This window comes from Nonomuraea sp. NPDC046570, from assembly GCF_040645915.1.
Classification (GTDB): domain Bacteria; phylum Actinomycetota; class Actinomycetes; order Streptosporangiales; family Streptosporangiaceae; genus Nonomuraea.
In genome coordinates this window covers 279,368-294,423 of record NZ_JBEYZF010000002.1, presented here as the reverse complement: position 1 = coordinate 294,423, position 15,056 = coordinate 279,368, and the positions used below count along the sequence as shown (strand labels likewise).

The following is a 15,056-nucleotide window of genomic DNA, read 5'->3' as shown; positions in this document are numbered from 1 at the left end:
GTCTCCCCTCAGCTGAAAGCTTGCTGTGAGACACGTTATATCGATCTTGGAGCGATTACCCGCCAGAAATGCGGATGCCGCACCCCGCGCGGGGTGCGGCATCCGGTGAGCGGTCGGGACTACAGGCCCGCGGCGGTCCGCAGCGCCTCGGCGCGGTCCGTGGCCTCCCAGGAGAAGCCCTCACGGCCGAAGTGGCCGTAGGCGGCGGTCTCGGAGTAGATGGGACGCATCAGGTCGAGGTCGCGGATGATCGCGGCCGGGCGAAGGTCGAACACCTGGAGCACGGCCTGCTGGATCTTCTCCGTCGGGACCGCCTCGGTGCCGAAGGTCTCGACGAACACGCCGACCGGGTGCGCCTTGCCGATGGCGTAGGCGACCTGGACCTCGGCGCGGTCGGCCAGGCCGGCGGCGACGATGTTCTTGGCGACCCAGCGCATGGCGTAGGCGGCCGAGCGGTCGACCTTGGACGGGTCCTTGCCGGAGAAGGCGCCGCCGCCGTGGCGGGCGTAGCCGCCGTAGGTGTCGACGATGATCTTGCGGCCGGTGAGGCCGGCGTCGCCCATCGGGCCGCCGATCTCGAAGCGCCCGGTCGGGTTGACCAGCAGGCGGTAGTCGGCGGTGTCGATGTCGAGCCCCGCGAGCACGGGGTCGACCACGTGCTCCTTGATGTCGGGGGTCAGCATCTCCTTGAGGTCGATCTCGGCGGCGTGCTGCGTGGAGACGACGACGGTGTCGAGGCGGACCGGCTTGTCGCCGTCGTACTCGATGGTGACCTGGGTCTTGCCGTCCGGGCGCAGGTAGGGCACGGTGCCGGACTTGCGGACCTCGGACAGGCGGCGGGCCAGCCGGTGCGCCAGCGTGATCGGCAGCGGCATGAGCTCGGGGGTCTCGCGGCAGGCGTAACCGAACATCAGGCCCTGGTCGCCCGCGCCCTGGCGGTCGAGCTCGTCGGTGTCGCCTTCCTCGCGGTGCTCGTAGGCGTCGTCGACGCCCTGGGCGATGTCGGGCGACTGCGCGCCGATGGACACCGACACGCCGCAGGAGGCGCCGTCGAATCCCTTGTGCGAGGCGTCGTAGCCGATCTCGAGGATCTTCTCGCGGATGACGCCGGGGATGTCGACGTAGGTCTCGGTCGTGACCTCGCCTGCGACGTGGACCTGGCCGGTAGTGATCATCGTCTCGACTGCGACCCGGCTCTTGGGGTCGTCCTTGAGCATGGCGTCGAGAATCGCGTCACTGATCTGGTCGGCGATCTTGTCCGGGTGGCCCTCGGTGACCGACTCGGAGGTGAACAGGCGACGTGACAACTCAGTGGCTCCTCATGCAGCGGCTGCTGACGGCTAGGCGCTGTGGCGGTATGGCACGCCCAGCGCTTCGCCGAGTCTAGCCCTACTGAGCCGGGCGCCGCGAAACCGTCTCCCTCTCAAAGGTCAGGAAGTGGGTCAAGGGGCATCAACTCTGGTGCGAACACCTCGGCGTCGGCGGCGGCCACGACCGCCGCGTACTCCTCGTCGAACTCGAAAGTCATCGGCCCGAGTCCGATCGTCGGAGCGGGTGCGAGCATGATCGGCCCGAGCCTCGTCTCGCGCGGGTAGGTCGCGTACACCGACACCGGGCGGTCGCTCCTGAGCATCCGGGTGGCCACCACCGAGACGTGCAGGTCGCTGACCACGATCAGGAAGTTCGCCATACCCGGCGGCCCCACCGACAGGGCAGGGAAGATGTAGCGGATGGTCTCGTCGGGACGCAGCAGCGTCCTGCATCGGTCTCTGACAGCGGAACTCACCGGCATCGCATCCCCCCGGCCCAGTATCCGCAGGCCGAGGGGGTGCCGCAACAGTTGATCAGGTAAGCCGGCGGACCGTTTCCTACACGGGCGGGCGGATCTGCGCGGCGGGCTCGCCGCGCTGCACGGGGATCGGCTGGCCGGCCTTGAGCGCGGCCAGCCGCGCCTCCACCTCGCTCTGCTCGCCGAGGTCGTCCAGGCTCTCGAACTGGGCGTCCAGCGACGAGGCCGCCAGCTCCTGCTGCCCGATGACCTTGGCCTCCTCCCGGCGGATCTTCGCCTCGAACCGGCTGACCTCGCTGGTCGGGTCCAGGATGTCGATGCTCTTGACCGCGTCCTGGACCTGCGCCTGCGCCTGGGCCGTGCGGGACCGGGCGACCAGTTCGTCGCGCTTGCTCCTGAGCTCGCCGAGCTTGTTCCGCATCTGCTGCAGGCCGGACTTGAGCTTCTCGACGACCTCGCGCTGGGTGGCGATGCCGGGTGCCGCGTCGGTCGCCTCCTTCTCCGAGGCCATCTGCCGCCCGAGCGCCACCTTGGCCAGTTCGTCGAACCGGTCGGCCTCCGCGGCCTGCCCCGACCCGCGCAGGGCGTCGGCCCGTTCGCTGGCGGCCATCGCCTTGCGCCCCCAGTCCTCGGCCGCCCGGATGTCCTCGGCGTAGTCGGCCTCGACCATGCGCAGCCCGCCGATCGTCTGCGCGATGGCCTTCTCCGCCTCGGCGATGTTGTCGGTGTAGTCGCGCACCATCTGGTCGAGCATCAAGGCGGGATCCTCCGCCGAGTCGAGTATCGCGTTGACGTTGGCCCTGGCCAGCTGCGCGACGCGCCCGAAGATCGACTGCTTGGACATCGGTCGTTCCCCCTGTGTTAGAAACCGCCTCCGGCGCCCCTGCGCCCGCGCGTGCGGGCGCCGCCGAAGCTTCCGGGGGCGGGACCGGCGGTACGGCCGCGCGTACGGCGCCGCCCCGATGCCCCGCCCATCATGCTCTCGATCAGAATCCCGCCGAGGACGGCCCCCATCGCCGCCCCCGCTCCCCCACCACCTCCGCCGGCGCCCGCGCCGCCGCGGAGCGCCAGGCCGGAGGAGTCGATGTCGTCGCGGGCGTGCCGCACGGCCTCCACGGCGAGCGTGTCGGCGCCTTGCGCGGCCGCCAGCGCGTTCACCGGGTCGGCGCCCGCCTGCGCGGCGGCCTGGTCGAGCAGCCGCCGCGCCTCCGCCAGCCGGGTACGGGCCGTGCTGCCGACCGCGCCCCTGTTGGTGGTGATGAAGTCCCCGGCGGCGCCGATCTCGCTGCGCGCGGCGAGCAGCGCCTGGTCGAGCAGCCCTCGGGCCTGCTGCTCGCGGGCCTGCCGGTCGCGTACCCCCGACAGCGCCCCGTCCAGCGCCCGCTGGGCCTCCTCCACCCGGCGGAGCTGGGCGATCGGGTCGACCGGCCCCGCGGCGACGTCGGTGGCGACCTGCGTGGCCGTGCTCTCGGCGAAGGCGATCTGCGACGACAGGTCGGTCGTGAAGCGCTCGTCGGCGGCCATCGCCTTGGCGGCGGAGAGGTTGGCGGCGACGTGTTCCAGTGCCGGTTTCAGTCCTGCCGCGGCTTCGCCGAGCTCCTCGGACCTGCGGGTGACCGCCTCCAGGAGCTGCCGCGCCTGGCCGACAGCGGACTGGGCGGCCAGGAGCGGCACCACGGCCTTGGAGTTGTCGCCCGCCTCGATCGCCGCGGCGGCCTTGCCGAGGTGCTCGCTCGCGAACGCCAGCCTGCCGGCCGCCTCAGTGGGCCCCGCCTCGACGGGGGCGAGGGCGCTGGGCGCGTACCTGGCCGCCGCGTCGTCGAGCACCGCGCGCACCTCGGCGAGCTTGGGGGTGAGCTCCTCGTACGCCTGGCGTACCTCGCCGAGCACCTGCGGGGCCTGCGACTCCAGGTCGCGCAGCCGGTCGAAGGCGTCCGACTCGGCGTCCAGTCGGGTGCCGGCCGCCTCGCAGCGCTGGACGATCTCCTCCAGCATCCGCTTCCTGGTCTCGTCGTCCTCGGGGATCTCGTCGTCGAGTCGCTGGCGCAGGCGGAAGGCCTGGCCGAGCTCGCCTCTGGCGTACTCGAGGGCTTCGGTGAACGGCTTGGCCGCCTCGTCGCCGAACTGGGCCTGGGCGAAGCCGATCTCCTGCTCGGAGGTCTTGACCGCGTCGTCGGTCTGGACGAGCGCCTGTCCCGCTTTGGTCTCCAGCGCCTCCAGCCCGGCCGACTCCCGGGCCTTCCGGCGCCGCCGCAGGAGGAGGAAGCCGACGACACCGGCGGCGAGCAGCACCAGCAGCGCGATCAGGAACCCCTTGCCACCCCCCGAGGACGTCGCGCCCGGACCGCTGGTGCTCGCGATGGCGTCACCGATCCCCGTGGCCGCGCCCGTCGCGGCGCCCGCCCAGTCGCCCTGCCGCAGGGCGGGCACGATCGAGGTCCTGGCCACCTGGTTGAGTTGCGCGTCCGAGAGGCGGAAGTTCGTGTCGGCGGACAGGGCGTACCTGCGTTCGGTGGTGGCCACGGCCATCAGGACGTCGTCGCGGCCGAGCCCGCTGCGCTGGGCGGTGTCGTCGGCCCAGGTGGTGGCATTGCGCCCGGCGAAGTCGTCCACGTAGACGGCGTAGAGCCGTACGCCGTGCTCGTTCTCCAGCTTGGCGATGGCGTCCTGGACCTCCTGGGTCCTTCCGCCGAGGACTCCGGCGCGGTCGGTGACCGTCTCGGTGACCGCCGGCGGCTCGTCCCCGGCGACCGGCGGCTTGTCCTCCGCGGACAGCAGCAGGTGGTTGACCATCGCGGGCATCTCGGCGGGCCCGATCGAGGAGAACGCCAGCGCGCCCACGCACAGGACGGCCACGAGCAGCGCGAGTACCCCGACGATGTGCCGCACCCGTCCCCCCAAACAGGCCGAAACCCCTTGGGCGGTTTCCTCCCCGTCCAAGAGAATCCATACACATCGTTACCTGCGCAAACAGGGCATTGCGGGGCTGGCGGGCTTGAGAGGGAAGTCAGGACAGGCGCGGGGCGACCAGGTCCCAGACGGCGTCGGCCACGTCCTCCTTGGGCGCGCGGGCGATCTCCACCGGGTCCCCGCCGGCGACCAGCACCGTGGCGGCGTTGTCCGGGGTCCCGAAGGCCAGGTTCTCGCCCACCTGGTTGACCACCAGCATGTCGCAGCCCTTGCGGGCCAGCTTGGCCTGCCCGTTGGCGAGCACGTCGTCGGTCTCCGCCGCGAACCCCACCAGCACCTTCGGGTACGGCACGCCCTTACGCACCTCGCCCAGCTCGGCCAGGATGTCGGGGTTCTTCACCAGCGCGATCGCGTCAGGCTCCGCCGAAGTCTTCTTGATCTTGGATTCGGCGCGCTCGGCGGGCCTGAAGTCGGCCACCGCCGCCGCCATCACCACCACGTCGGCGTCGGCCGAGGCGTCGAGCACCACCGTACGCAGCTCCCTGGCCGACTCCACTCGCACCACCTTGGCCCCGGCGGGGTCGGGCAGCGCGACGTTGGCGGCGACCAGCGTCACCTCGGCGCCGCGCGCGACGGCGGTGCGGGCCAGGGCGTAGCCCTGCAGCCCGGAGGAGCGGTTGCCGAGGAAGCGGACCGGGTCGAGGGCCTCGCGGGTGCCGCCCGCGGAGATCACCACCTTGCGCCCGGCCAGGTCGCGCGGACGACCGCTGAGGACGCGCAGGCACACCTGGAAGATCTCGGCGGGGTCGGGCAGCCTGCCCGGACCGGTGTCGGCGCCGGTGAGGCGGCCGACCGCGGGATCGATCACGATGGCGCCCCGCTCGCGCAGCGTGGCCACGTTGGCGCGGGTCGCGGGGTGATCCCACATCTCGGTGTGCATGGCGGGCGAATAGACCACCGGGCAGCGCGCGGTCAGCAGCGTGTTGGTGAGCAGGTCGCCGGCCAGCCCGTGGGCGGCCTTGGCGAGCACGTCGGCCGTCGCCGGCGCCACGACCACGAGGTCGGCCCGCTGGCCGAGCCGTACGTGCGGCACCTCGTGGACGGAGTCCCAGACGTCGACGGTCACCGGGTTGCCGGACAGCGCGGCCCAGGTCGGCTCCCCCACGAAACGCAGCGCGTCGCGGGTCGGGACGACCCGCACCTCGTGCCCGGACTCGGTGAACAGCCGCAGCAGCTCGCACGCCTTGTACGCGGCGATGCCCGCGGCCACGCCCAGAACGACCCTCATGAAGGGTTAGACCGCACCCTCGATGGGCTCGGCGCTGAGGAGGCCGTCGGCCACCTCGCGAAGGGCGATGGACAGCGGCTTCTCCTGAGCGTGCGTCTCGACCAGCGGCCCGACGTACTCCAGCAGGCCTTCGCCGAGCTGGGAGTAGTAGGCGTTGATCTGGCGCGCGCGCTTGGCGCCCATGATGACCAGGGAATACTTGCTGTCGACGATGTCGAGCAGCGAGTCGATCGAGGGGTTGGTGATGCCCTCGGTCGTCGGGGCAATGCCTGCCACGTGTCGGACCTCTCGTCGGATTGTCATGCAGTCATCAAGGCTATCAGCCGATGGCACACATCCTGGACGTTCGTGTTCACGAGCGTGGTGTCGAACTCCTTCTCGGCCGCCAGCTCGATCCGCCCGGCCTCCAGGCGGCGGGCGATGACTTCTTCCGGCTCGGTGCCGCGGCCACGCAGGCGCTTCTCCAGCTCCTCCCAGCTCGGGGGGGCCAGGAAGACCAGGAGGGCCTCCGGCATGCTCTGCCGTACCTGCCGGGCGCCCTGCAGGTCGATCTCCAGGACCGTGGGGATGCCCGAGGCCAGCTTGGCCAGCACGGCGGCCCTGGGGGTGCCGTAGCGGTTGCCCGCGAACTCGGCCCACTCCAGCAGCTCGCCCGACTCCACGAGCCGGTCGAACTCGGGGCCGTCGACGAAGAAGTACTCCACGCCGTGGGTCTCGCCCGGGCGGGGCTTCCTGGTGGTCACCGAGACCGACAGCCACACCTCTGGGTGTGCCCGCCGGAGCTCGGCGACGACCGTGGACTTGCCGACGCCAGACGGTCCGGAGAGGACCGTCAGTCGCCGTGTGGTGCGCCCTTGCGGGGCCACACCTGGGGGCAGGCCGTCACCGGCTTGAGTCTGTGGTCCCCCGACATCGGCCGCCTCGTGGGCTTGAACATCATCGGACCTGGACCTACCGGTCACTTCCTACCCCCCGTTGAACCTGCGCTTTTCGTGTGGAACCGAGATTAGCTCTCGGCGCCACCGAACTCGCGCTCGAGGGAGGCCCTCTGGTTCGCACCGAGCCCCCGCACGCGGCGGGACTCGGCAATAGCGAGACGCTCCATGAGCTGCTTGGCGCGGACCTTGCCCACGCCGGGGAGCGACTCCAAAAGGGCCGACACCTTCATCTTGCCGATGACGTCATCGGTCTGCCCATCCTTGAGCACCTCAGCCAGAGAAACCGCGCCGTGCTTGAGCCGGTTCTTGACCTCGGCACGCTCTTTACGGGCCTTGGCAGCCTTCTCCAGGGCTGCGGCGCGCTGCTCAGGGGTCAGGGGAGGAAGAGCCACGCCGGGTCACCTCGAATTTCTGTCGATGTACTCGGACGGGAAGGGAAACTAGCTGGTCATCGCCCCCTAGGCAACGTCAAGGGCGGTTTCTCTCATCACAAAACCCACTTCATCGCTCTCCGTATCGTGAAAACCACCCACTGTCGATCAAATCGCCCCCACTTCCCACTTCTCATCACTCCTCACCCCACCCCCAAGATCACCCCCCTTGATCACCTCCACCCCTCACACCAACCCCTCCCTCTCCCCCGACCGAAATTAATCGATCATGACGCTATCGTCGCATTCACCCTCCCAAAACCACCCTTAACGTCAAGATCGACAAGCCCCCTCCTCTTCAGATTCCCCGACAGGCAAGGCCCTGCCGCCCACCCACCCCACACGAACCCCCAAGATCGTGTACGGCATACCGGACCGACCGATTTCCACCCAACCAAGGAACGCGAAGACCCCGACCTACACGAGGAAGCAGCCCACCAACCGACCCCCGGCAGCCCCCCGGACCGAGCCGAAGGCGAGGACCGAAGGCGAGGACCGAAGGCGTTGCAGTCCAACCTTCGGAGAGGGCACGGCCGGAGGGGGCCAGGCCGGGACACATGAGGATGAGGCCGAGTAAGTGGGGAGCGAGGACGCACAGCCGGGGGTGCGTGGTGGCGAGGGCCTGTGAGCCAGCGCGAGGGAGCCAGCGCGAAGAGGTGGGTGCCTTGTTGAGTGGCAGGCTCTGCTGGGCGATTTTGGCGTCGGTCGTCCTGCGAGGGGGGATGACCTGGGGGTTCGTGGGTTATGTGCGGCTTTAGGTGCGGGTGTTGTGTGAGAGTGTGGTGGTGTGCCGCCCAGGCACCGACGCCACCACCGCCCTGAGCACCGTGATCGCCTTCAACGGCGTCGCCCTGTCCACCTGCGGCGCCGCGTACTCCTCAGCGAGGTGGCCGACGGCCGCACGCGATGGACAGGTTGGACGTGCCGTACCGGAGGGTGCGTGCGCTTGCGCCGGGCCCCGCGTGGCGCAGGACGTTGGTGAGCGCCTCCTGCACGCACCGGTAGCCCGCGTGGCCCGTTGCGCCTGGCAGAGCCCTCTGGGGGCCTTCCACACATGCCTGAACATCGACGCCCGCGCTCCGGACACCCGGTAAGAAGACCGCCGACGCGAGGATCGCCGAGGCGCTATTCGGCGCGGGGGTAGGACAGGCGGCCGTAGCCCGTGAGGGGACAGATGTCGTCGGCAGCGGGTCCGCGCGGGCCGGAGGCGGGGGCGCGGCGGTCGGCCAGGAACACCGGCCCGGCCTGGCGTCCCTGGAGCAGGCGGGGCAGCTGGCGGGCGGTGGCGGTGGCCCAGTGCACGTATTCGATGGCGCCGCCCTTGGAGACGACGCGGGCGCGCCGGAATTCGAGGTCGAGGTCCTCGACGTTGAGGGAGAGGATCTCCTCCGCCCGGGCGGCCGTTTCGTAGAGGAGCCGCCACAGGACCCGTTCCCGCAGGGGGTGGCGGTCGTCGGTGAACAAGGCCTCCAGCCGGGTGTACGGGATGGCGCGGTCGCCGCGGCGGGCGGTCTTGCGCCGCTGCAGGTGGCGGGCGGGGTTGGTGGCCAGCAGGTCCTGGCGCTGGGCCCAGGTGGTGAAGGAGATCAAGGCGGACAGGTGCCGGTTCCAGGTGGCCGGGGCCGCGGTGTCCCAGTCCGCCATCACTGCGGCGTAGTCGTCGCAATCGAGGTCGACGACGGGGTGGTGTGGCCCGGTGACGGCGGTCAGGCGGGCCAGGGTGCGGGCGTAGCCGACGCGGGTAGTGGCAGGAAGCGGGCGATGGCGCCGGACATGGTTGAGCGGTCGCCGGGGGGCGCGACGGGTTCATGCACTCCGGGCGCGCCGGGGAAGGCGACGGCCGGCATGACGAACCTCCACGGTGGTTGTGACAGATAACACTACTGAGTCGGCCCGGCCTGGGCGAGCGGCGAGCTGGGCGGACGCGACACCCCGCGTGGCCGTACGACAGGTAATGCCAATTCTCTGTCACATCTGCTGATAGTGGTGGCGAGAGCCTGACCTGCTGGTCCGGGGTTTTCGCACGCCGCCGGTCGTGGGGCCGCTCCGATCGGTTCAGTCGTTCCTGCCTGGCCTGAAATTCTGCCGGCGGCCGCGGACACGTAGGAATTGAAAGCCCGCAGCGTTCGGAAGGTCTGACGAGGATGACGCGTGAATGAACAAGACGACCGGTCCCGCTTTGAGGCGGTGTACCGGCGAACCTATGAGCAGATCCTCGGATATGCCGTACGGCGGTGTTCCTCACCCGAGGACGCCGCCGATGTTGTGGCCGAGACCTATGTCGTCGCCTGGCGGCGGATAACCGAGCTCCCCGACGGCGAGGCCGGCAAGCTCTGGCTGTACGGCGTGGCCCGCCGGGTCCTGGCCAACCACCGCCGTAGCGAGCGGCGCAGGCTCACCCGGCACGCCGAACTCACCGACGAGATCGAACACCTCTACGCCGCCCCCTCCCACCACAGGGAGCAGCACGGCGTGGAGGAAGCCATGAACATGCTCGCCGACAGCGATCGTGAACTGCTGGCCCTGACCCTCTGGGAGGGGCTCGACCCCGGCGAGATCGCCACAGTGCTGGACTGCTCCCGCAATGCCGCCCGTATCCGCCTGCACCGGGCCCGCAAGCGCTTCGCCAAGGCCCTGGAGAAGACCCGCCCATCGGCCGCCGGTTTCACATCACGGCCGCTCATCGAGAAGGAGTCAGGGTGAACAACGACCAGATCTTCAAGAACCGGGCGCGAGTGCTGGATGAGGACCTGGCCGGCCGGGCGTCCACCGCGGGGGCGGACGCGCTGCTGGCGGAGATCGTCTCGCTGGAACGCGTTCCGGCACGGCGGCGGCTCCTGCTCTCTCCTGGCCGCGCTCTGCTCGGCCTGGCCGCGGCCGCCGCGGTAGCGGTTATCGCCCCCACGATGCTGTCTGAGAGCACGGTCTCCATCGGACCTCAGCCCAGTACGTCGGTGTCCGCGACGGCCGAACCGACGGCCCGGCAGATCCTACTCGCCGCTGCCGTCGCCGTGGAGAAGGCCCCGGCGAGCGGCGACTACTGGCGCACCGCCACCGTCAACCAGTGGATGTTGACCGACCCCACGCGCAGCTATGTGCTCGAGGGCAGGCGGTCCCATGAGACGTGGCTGGCAGAACGGCCAAATCTGCAAAGCTGGTGGATCGACCAGGATCTCGGCGTCAAGCCCGCGACCCCGCAAGACGAGGCAGCCTGGCGGGCCGAGGGGGCGCCCACCAGCTGGCGATACCCCAAGAACATGAAGACGGAGGAGCTGTTCGCCGTCCCGTTCAGGCCGCTGGAGGCGGCGGCAGGTGAGCAGACCGCCGCACGGCTTCACGGCAAGTGGAAGGGCTCGGCCGGCGACCTGACAGGGGAGCTGATCACCTGGAAGGAACTGCGCGCGATCCCGGGCGAGCCCGATAAGCTCCGAAGCTACCTGGAAGAGCGCATCACCCGGCGGCTGACGGCGGACCCTGACGCCGGGATAGACGTGGAGAAGGTAACGGCGCTGCTCCTTCGGCAAGGCTGCGTGGACATCATCAGTCGCCTGCCCGCCTCGCCCGAGGCTCGGGCATCCGCGTACCGGATCCTCGCGTCTCTGCCCGGCATCCGGGCCGAGGGCGAAACGACAGACCCGCTGGGCAGGCCCGGGCAGACGCTCAGCTATCAGGAGGAAGCAGAGCCGGGCTTGTTCACCCAGATCCGGCTCGTGGTCGATCCCAGCACCGGCCTGCCGCTCGCCCAGGTGAGGACGAACACAACCAAGCTCGCCAACGGACGACAGGCGGAGCTCCGCAGCTCCACCTCGTTCCAGGCGATCGGCTGGACCGACGAACGCCCAGAACTGCCGACGCATCAGAACTGAGGCGCTCACCAATCTGCGCGCGAGAGCTGGCAGAGGGATCGGCGGCGCCGAGGCCACATCGTCGGGCACGATGATGTGCTGCCAGGTCGGCCCTGGCGCGGTGGTGGCCCGCGCACGGCGCGGTCCTCACCGCCTTCTTCAAGATCGCTGGGCAGGTGTCGCTGAGGGCTGGGGGTGCGGTGCCGGGCTCTCTTGCGCTCGTCTTCTTGCGGTCAGGCCGGGAACAGCACGCGGGGTTCGAGGTCGAGCCGGGTCGTGGGGTTCTGCTCTGGCGGGGTCAGGTCGAGCGTCCAGTTGCCGAACCGGCGCACGGTGTGGGTGATGTAGGGCGAGACGGTGGCCAGGTCGTCGAGGTCGACGGGGCGGCCTTCGGCGGCGATGTCGTTGGCGGCGTCGGTGATGTCGCAGGCGGTGGAGTAGAAGACTCGGCGAAGCCGTGGAAGGCCTCGTTGCGGTTGGTGACCTGGGTGATCTGCTCACGTAGCTGCGGTTCCGACAGGTAGCGCAGCAGCGTGATGGTGCGGATCGCGCGGCCGAGCTCGCGGAAGGCCCGATACAGGCGGTTCTTGCGGGAGTGGTTGCCCAACCGGCGCAGCAGCGTCACCGAGGACAGCCGGTTCTCCCGGATCGAGATCGCCGTGCGGAGCAGGTCGCTCCAGTGGTTCTCGATCAGGTCCCAGTCGACCGCGTCGTCGCCGAACAGCGAGTCGATGTGGGCGTAACGGGTGTTCTCGTCCGGCCGGTAGAAGATCAGGTCGTGCCAATTGCGGATGCGGGGCAGCAGATCGAATCCCAGCAGCGCGCCGAGGCCGAAGACCGGCAGCGCCTGGCCTTGGGTGTCGGCATGGATGGTGTCGGGCCGGATATCCGATTCGTTTCGCAGCAAGCCCTCGATGATGTAGACCGCCTCCCATACCCCACACGGAATGAAACGGCTGAACAGCACGATGTAGGTGTTGGAGACGTGCCGCTAGGCGATCCCGCCGTACCCGCCGTACCGGATGCTGGTCTCGGCCAGCAGGTTGTTCTCCCAGGTGTCGATCTGCGAGCCATCGGCCGCGACCGTCTTGCCGTCACCCCACACGCCCGCCACGTCCAGCTTGGCGAAGGCGTTGGTGACGTCCACCGACGCCTTGTCGATCTTGGTGGCGGTGGTGTGCTTGTTGCCCGCCAGCGACAGCTCGTGCACGCTCACCAAGACGGTGCCCGGTGGTCAGCCCGGCGTACGGGCACAGGGAGGGCGGGACCCGGCGGCTCAGCCAGTCGTACGGCGCAGGGAGGCGGCGCCCGGCGGCTCAGCCGGTCGTGCGGCGTAGGGAGGCCGCGATGGCTGCAGCGGTGGCGCCGGGGTCTGGGGAGGCGGTGATGGGGCGGCCGATGACGAGGAGGTCGGCGCCGTCGGCCAGCGCCTGCTCGGGGGTGGCGACCCGGGCCTGGTCCTGGGAGTCGGAGCCGGTCGGGCGGACGCCGGGCGTGATGAGGGTGATGTCCGGCCCCACCTCGGCGCGGACGGCGGCCACCTCGTGCGGCGAGCAGACCAGGGCGGTGGCGCCGGAGGAGACGGCCAGCACGGCCAGGCGCCGTACGGCGTCGCCGGCGGGCCCGGCCAGGCCGATGCGGCCCAGGTCGCCCTCCGACAGCGAGGTGAGCACGGTGACGGCGGCGACCTGCGTGTGCGGGACCGCCTCGACGGCCGCCTGGATCATGGCGGCTCCCCCGGCGGCGTGCACGGTGAGGAAGGCGGGCCGCAGGCGGGAGACCGCGCGCGCGGCGCCGGCGACGGTGTTGGGGATGTCGTGCAGCTTGAGGTCGAGGAAGACCTGGACGCCGCTCGCCCCGCGGACGGAGGCGATCACGTCGGGCCCGTAGCGCAGGTAGAGCTCGAGGCCGACCTTCACCGTGCTGACGTGCGGGGTGACCAGCGAGGCCCAGCGGGCCGCGGTCTCCAGGTCAGGGGCGTCGAGGGCGACGGCGATGGGCGCGGGTGTCAAAGGGAACTCTCCTCGGAGTCGACGAGCAGGTGCCGGGAGGCGCTGCCGGGCGGGCGGTGGGCCAGGCCGACGGCGTCGGCCAGCCGCTGGAATCCCCTGGCCTGCAGCAGGTCCTCCAGCTCGCGTTCGATGCGCAGGCAGGCGTAGGGGTCGTGGAAGAGCGCGGTCCCCACCCCGACCGCGCAGGCCCCGGCGAGGATGAGCTGGAAGGCGTCGCGGCCGGAGATCACCCCGCCGACGCCGATGATGGGGACGCCGGGCAGGGCGGCGTGCACCTGCCAGACGCAGCGTACGGCGACCGGCAGGACGGCGGGGCCGGACAGCCCTCCGGTGACGGCGGCGAGCGCGGGCCGCAGCGTCTCGGTGTCGATGGCCATCCCCAGCGGGTTGTTGATCATGGAGAGCGCGTCGGCCCCGGCGTCCACGCAGGCGCGGGCGACGGCGACGATGTCGGCCACGTCGGGCGACAGCTTGGCGACCACCGGCACGTCGTAACGCATGACCGAGCGCACCGAGGCGACCACCTCGGCCGCCGCGCCGCCGTCGCGGGCGAAGACCCGGCCGCGGTCCTCGATGTTGGGGCAGGCCAGGTTCACCTCGACGGCGGTCACCCCGGGCGCGTCGGTGAGCCTGCGGGCCAGCGCGGAGTACTCGGCGACGGTGCCGCCGCCGACGGACACCACGGTCCTGATCCCCCGGTGGGCCAGCCAGGGCAGCTCGCGTTCGAGGAAGGTGTCGATGCCGGGCCCCTGCAGACCGACGGCGTTGAGCATGCCCGAGGGCGTCTCGGCCATCCGGGGCGTGGGGCGGCCGGCCCGCGGCGCCATCGTGATGGAGCGGGTGACCAGCGCGCCCAGCCGGTGCAGGTCGAAGAACTGGGCCAGCTCGCGGCCCGCGCCCGCGCAGCCCGCGGCGGTGGTGACGGGGTTGGCCAGCTCGACGTGGGCGAGGAAGGTCCGCATGTCAACTGACATGCCTGGCTCCGCCGCCTGGCGCGCCCAGCGCGTCGAACGGGATCGTTCCCACGTCCTCGAACCGCACCCGCTCCCCCCTGAAGACAGGTCCCTCCGCGCACGCGCGGACCATCCTGGTCACCCCGTCGTCGCCGATCACCGGCAGCACGCACGTCATGCAGACGCCGATGCCGCAGGCCATCGCCTCCTCCACGGCGACCTGGACGGGAATGTCGAACTCGATCGCCACGGCGGTGACCGCGCGCAGCGTCTCCATCGGCCCGCACGCGTAGATGGCGTCGGCCCGGGTGTCGGCGATCACCGAGGGCAGCACGTCGGTCACCTTGCCGCGCAGCCCGAGCGAGCCGTCCTCGGTGGTCAGCGCGGTGGTCTCGGCCATCCGGCGGGCGCGCATGGCGCCGAAGACCCGGTCGGCGCTGGCCGCGCCGAGCGCGAAGTCGACCCGGCAGCCCCGCTCCATCAGCGCGTCGGCGACGGGGAACAGGGCGGCGGAGCCGTACTCCGAGCCGACCATCACGCACGAGACCGGGTCGCGGGGCAGCGGGAAGGGCCGCCCGAGCGGCCCGACCAGGTCGAGCGTGTCGCGGGCGCGGCGCTCGGCGAGCCACGCCGTGCCCGGCCCGCCGGCGGTGAAGACCAGCTCCACCGTTCCGCCGTAGTCGGGCTTGACGTCGTGGACGAAGAAGGCCCGCCTGGTCACCATCGAGGTGTGCGCGCCGCCGACCGCGACGGAGACGAAGTGTCCCGGCCTGAAGCGCTCGGCTATGCCGGGCGCCACCACGGTCAGCGCATGGTAGGCGTCGACCCGGCGCGTCGTCAGCACCGTGCCGGTCACCTGCACCGGTGTCGCAGCCGTCGCCATCCCCTCC

The 15,056-nt window shown here is 70.9% G+C and carries 14 protein-coding genes and 1 pseudogene; 2 read left to right on the top strand and 13 right to left on the bottom strand.

The features are described from left to right. Positions 1-119: 119 nt before the first annotated feature. From metK to ABZ911_RS04975, 9 genes are all read right to left on the bottom strand, one after another. Positions 120-1,307 (bottom strand): methionine adenosyltransferase, encoded by a 1,188-nt coding sequence (metK, locus tag ABZ911_RS05015; RefSeq protein WP_358051994.1) that lies wholly within the window; start codon positions 1,305-1,307, stop codon positions 120-122. A 116-nt stretch (positions 1,308-1,423) separates the two neighbouring features. Next, positions 1,424-1,792: a hypothetical protein gene (locus ABZ911_RS05010; protein ID WP_358051992.1), complete on the bottom strand. Its 369-nt coding sequence runs from the start codon at positions 1,790-1,792 to the stop codon at positions 1,424-1,426. Positions 1,793-1,868: 76 nt separating this feature from the next. Then, the gene (locus ABZ911_RS05005) at positions 1,869-2,633 is read right to left on the bottom strand and encodes a PspA/IM30 family protein (RefSeq protein ID WP_358051990.1); all 765 of its coding nucleotides are present in this window, start codon (positions 2,631-2,633) and stop codon (positions 1,869-1,871) included. A gap of 17 nt (positions 2,634-2,650) precedes the next feature. Further along, positions 2,651-4,678: a TPM domain-containing protein gene (locus tag ABZ911_RS05000; RefSeq protein WP_358051988.1), complete on the bottom strand. Its 2,028-nt coding sequence runs from the start codon at positions 4,676-4,678 to the stop codon at positions 2,651-2,653. Positions 4,679-4,796: 118 nt separating this feature from the next. Continuing rightward, the gene (gene coaBC, locus ABZ911_RS04995; RefSeq protein ID WP_358051986.1) at positions 4,797-5,987 is read right to left on the bottom strand and encodes a bifunctional phosphopantothenoylcysteine decarboxylase/phosphopantothenate--cysteine ligase CoaBC; all 1,191 of its coding nucleotides are present in this window, start codon (positions 5,985-5,987) and stop codon (positions 4,797-4,799) included. A gap of 6 nt (positions 5,988-5,993) precedes the next feature. After that, positions 5,994-6,263: a DNA-directed RNA polymerase subunit omega gene (gene rpoZ, locus ABZ911_RS04990; protein WP_358051984.1), complete on the bottom strand. Its 270-nt coding sequence runs from the start codon at positions 6,261-6,263 to the stop codon at positions 5,994-5,996. Between the two features lie 23 nt (positions 6,264-6,286). After that, positions 6,287-6,853: a guanylate kinase gene (gene gmk / locus ABZ911_RS04985; protein ID WP_358051982.1), complete on the bottom strand. Its 567-nt coding sequence runs from the start codon at positions 6,851-6,853 to the stop codon at positions 6,287-6,289. 140 nt (positions 6,854-6,993) lie between these two features. Further along, on the bottom strand, positions 6,994-7,317 hold the full coding sequence (gene mihF / locus ABZ911_RS04980; protein WP_358051980.1) for an integration host factor, actinobacterial type: 324 nt from the start codon (positions 7,315-7,317) through the stop codon (positions 6,994-6,996). Positions 7,318-8,481: 1,164 nt separating this feature from the next. Then, the gene (locus ABZ911_RS04975) at positions 8,482-9,000 is read right to left on the bottom strand and encodes a tyrosine-type recombinase/integrase (RefSeq protein WP_358051978.1); all 519 of its coding nucleotides are present in this window, start codon (positions 8,998-9,000) and stop codon (positions 8,482-8,484) included. A gap of 507 nt (positions 9,001-9,507) precedes the next feature. Between ABZ911_RS04975 and ABZ911_RS04970 the strand changes: the two genes are divergently transcribed. Next, positions 9,508-10,059, top strand: coding sequence for a sigma-70 family RNA polymerase sigma factor (locus ABZ911_RS04970; protein ID WP_358051976.1), 552 nt, complete (start codon positions 9,508-9,510; stop codon positions 10,057-10,059). Next, complete coding sequence (locus ABZ911_RS04965) at positions 10,056-11,222, top strand: CU044_5270 family protein (RefSeq protein ID WP_358051974.1); 1,167 nt, start codon at positions 10,056-10,058, stop codon at positions 11,220-11,222. Before ABZ911_RS04970 ends, ABZ911_RS04965 begins: the two co-directional genes overlap by 4 nt. Before the next feature lie 424 nt (positions 11,223-11,646). Here the strand turns inward: ABZ911_RS04965 and ABZ911_RS04960 are convergent. The 4 genes and pseudogenes from ABZ911_RS04960 to ABZ911_RS04945 all read right to left on the bottom strand — a co-directional run. After that, a pseudogene (locus tag ABZ911_RS04960) lies at positions 11,647-12,411 on the bottom strand (Tn3 family transposase); the annotation flags it as partial. Positions 12,412-12,517: 106 nt separating this feature from the next. Continuing rightward, positions 12,518-13,213 (bottom strand): orotidine-5'-phosphate decarboxylase, encoded by a 696-nt coding sequence (pyrF, locus tag ABZ911_RS04955; RefSeq protein WP_358051972.1) that lies wholly within the window; start codon positions 13,211-13,213, stop codon positions 12,518-12,520. After that, the gene (locus ABZ911_RS04950) at positions 13,210-14,187 is read right to left on the bottom strand and encodes a dihydroorotate dehydrogenase (RefSeq protein ID WP_358051970.1); all 978 of its coding nucleotides are present in this window, start codon (positions 14,185-14,187) and stop codon (positions 13,210-13,212) included. The genes pyrF and ABZ911_RS04950 overlap by 4 nt, the downstream gene beginning before the upstream one ends. Then, entirely contained in the window at positions 14,177-15,049 is an 873-nt protein-coding gene (locus ABZ911_RS04945; protein ID WP_358051968.1) for a dihydroorotate dehydrogenase electron transfer subunit, read from the bottom strand. The genes ABZ911_RS04950 and ABZ911_RS04945 overlap by 11 nt, the downstream gene beginning before the upstream one ends. Positions 15,050-15,056: the final 7 nt, after the last annotated feature.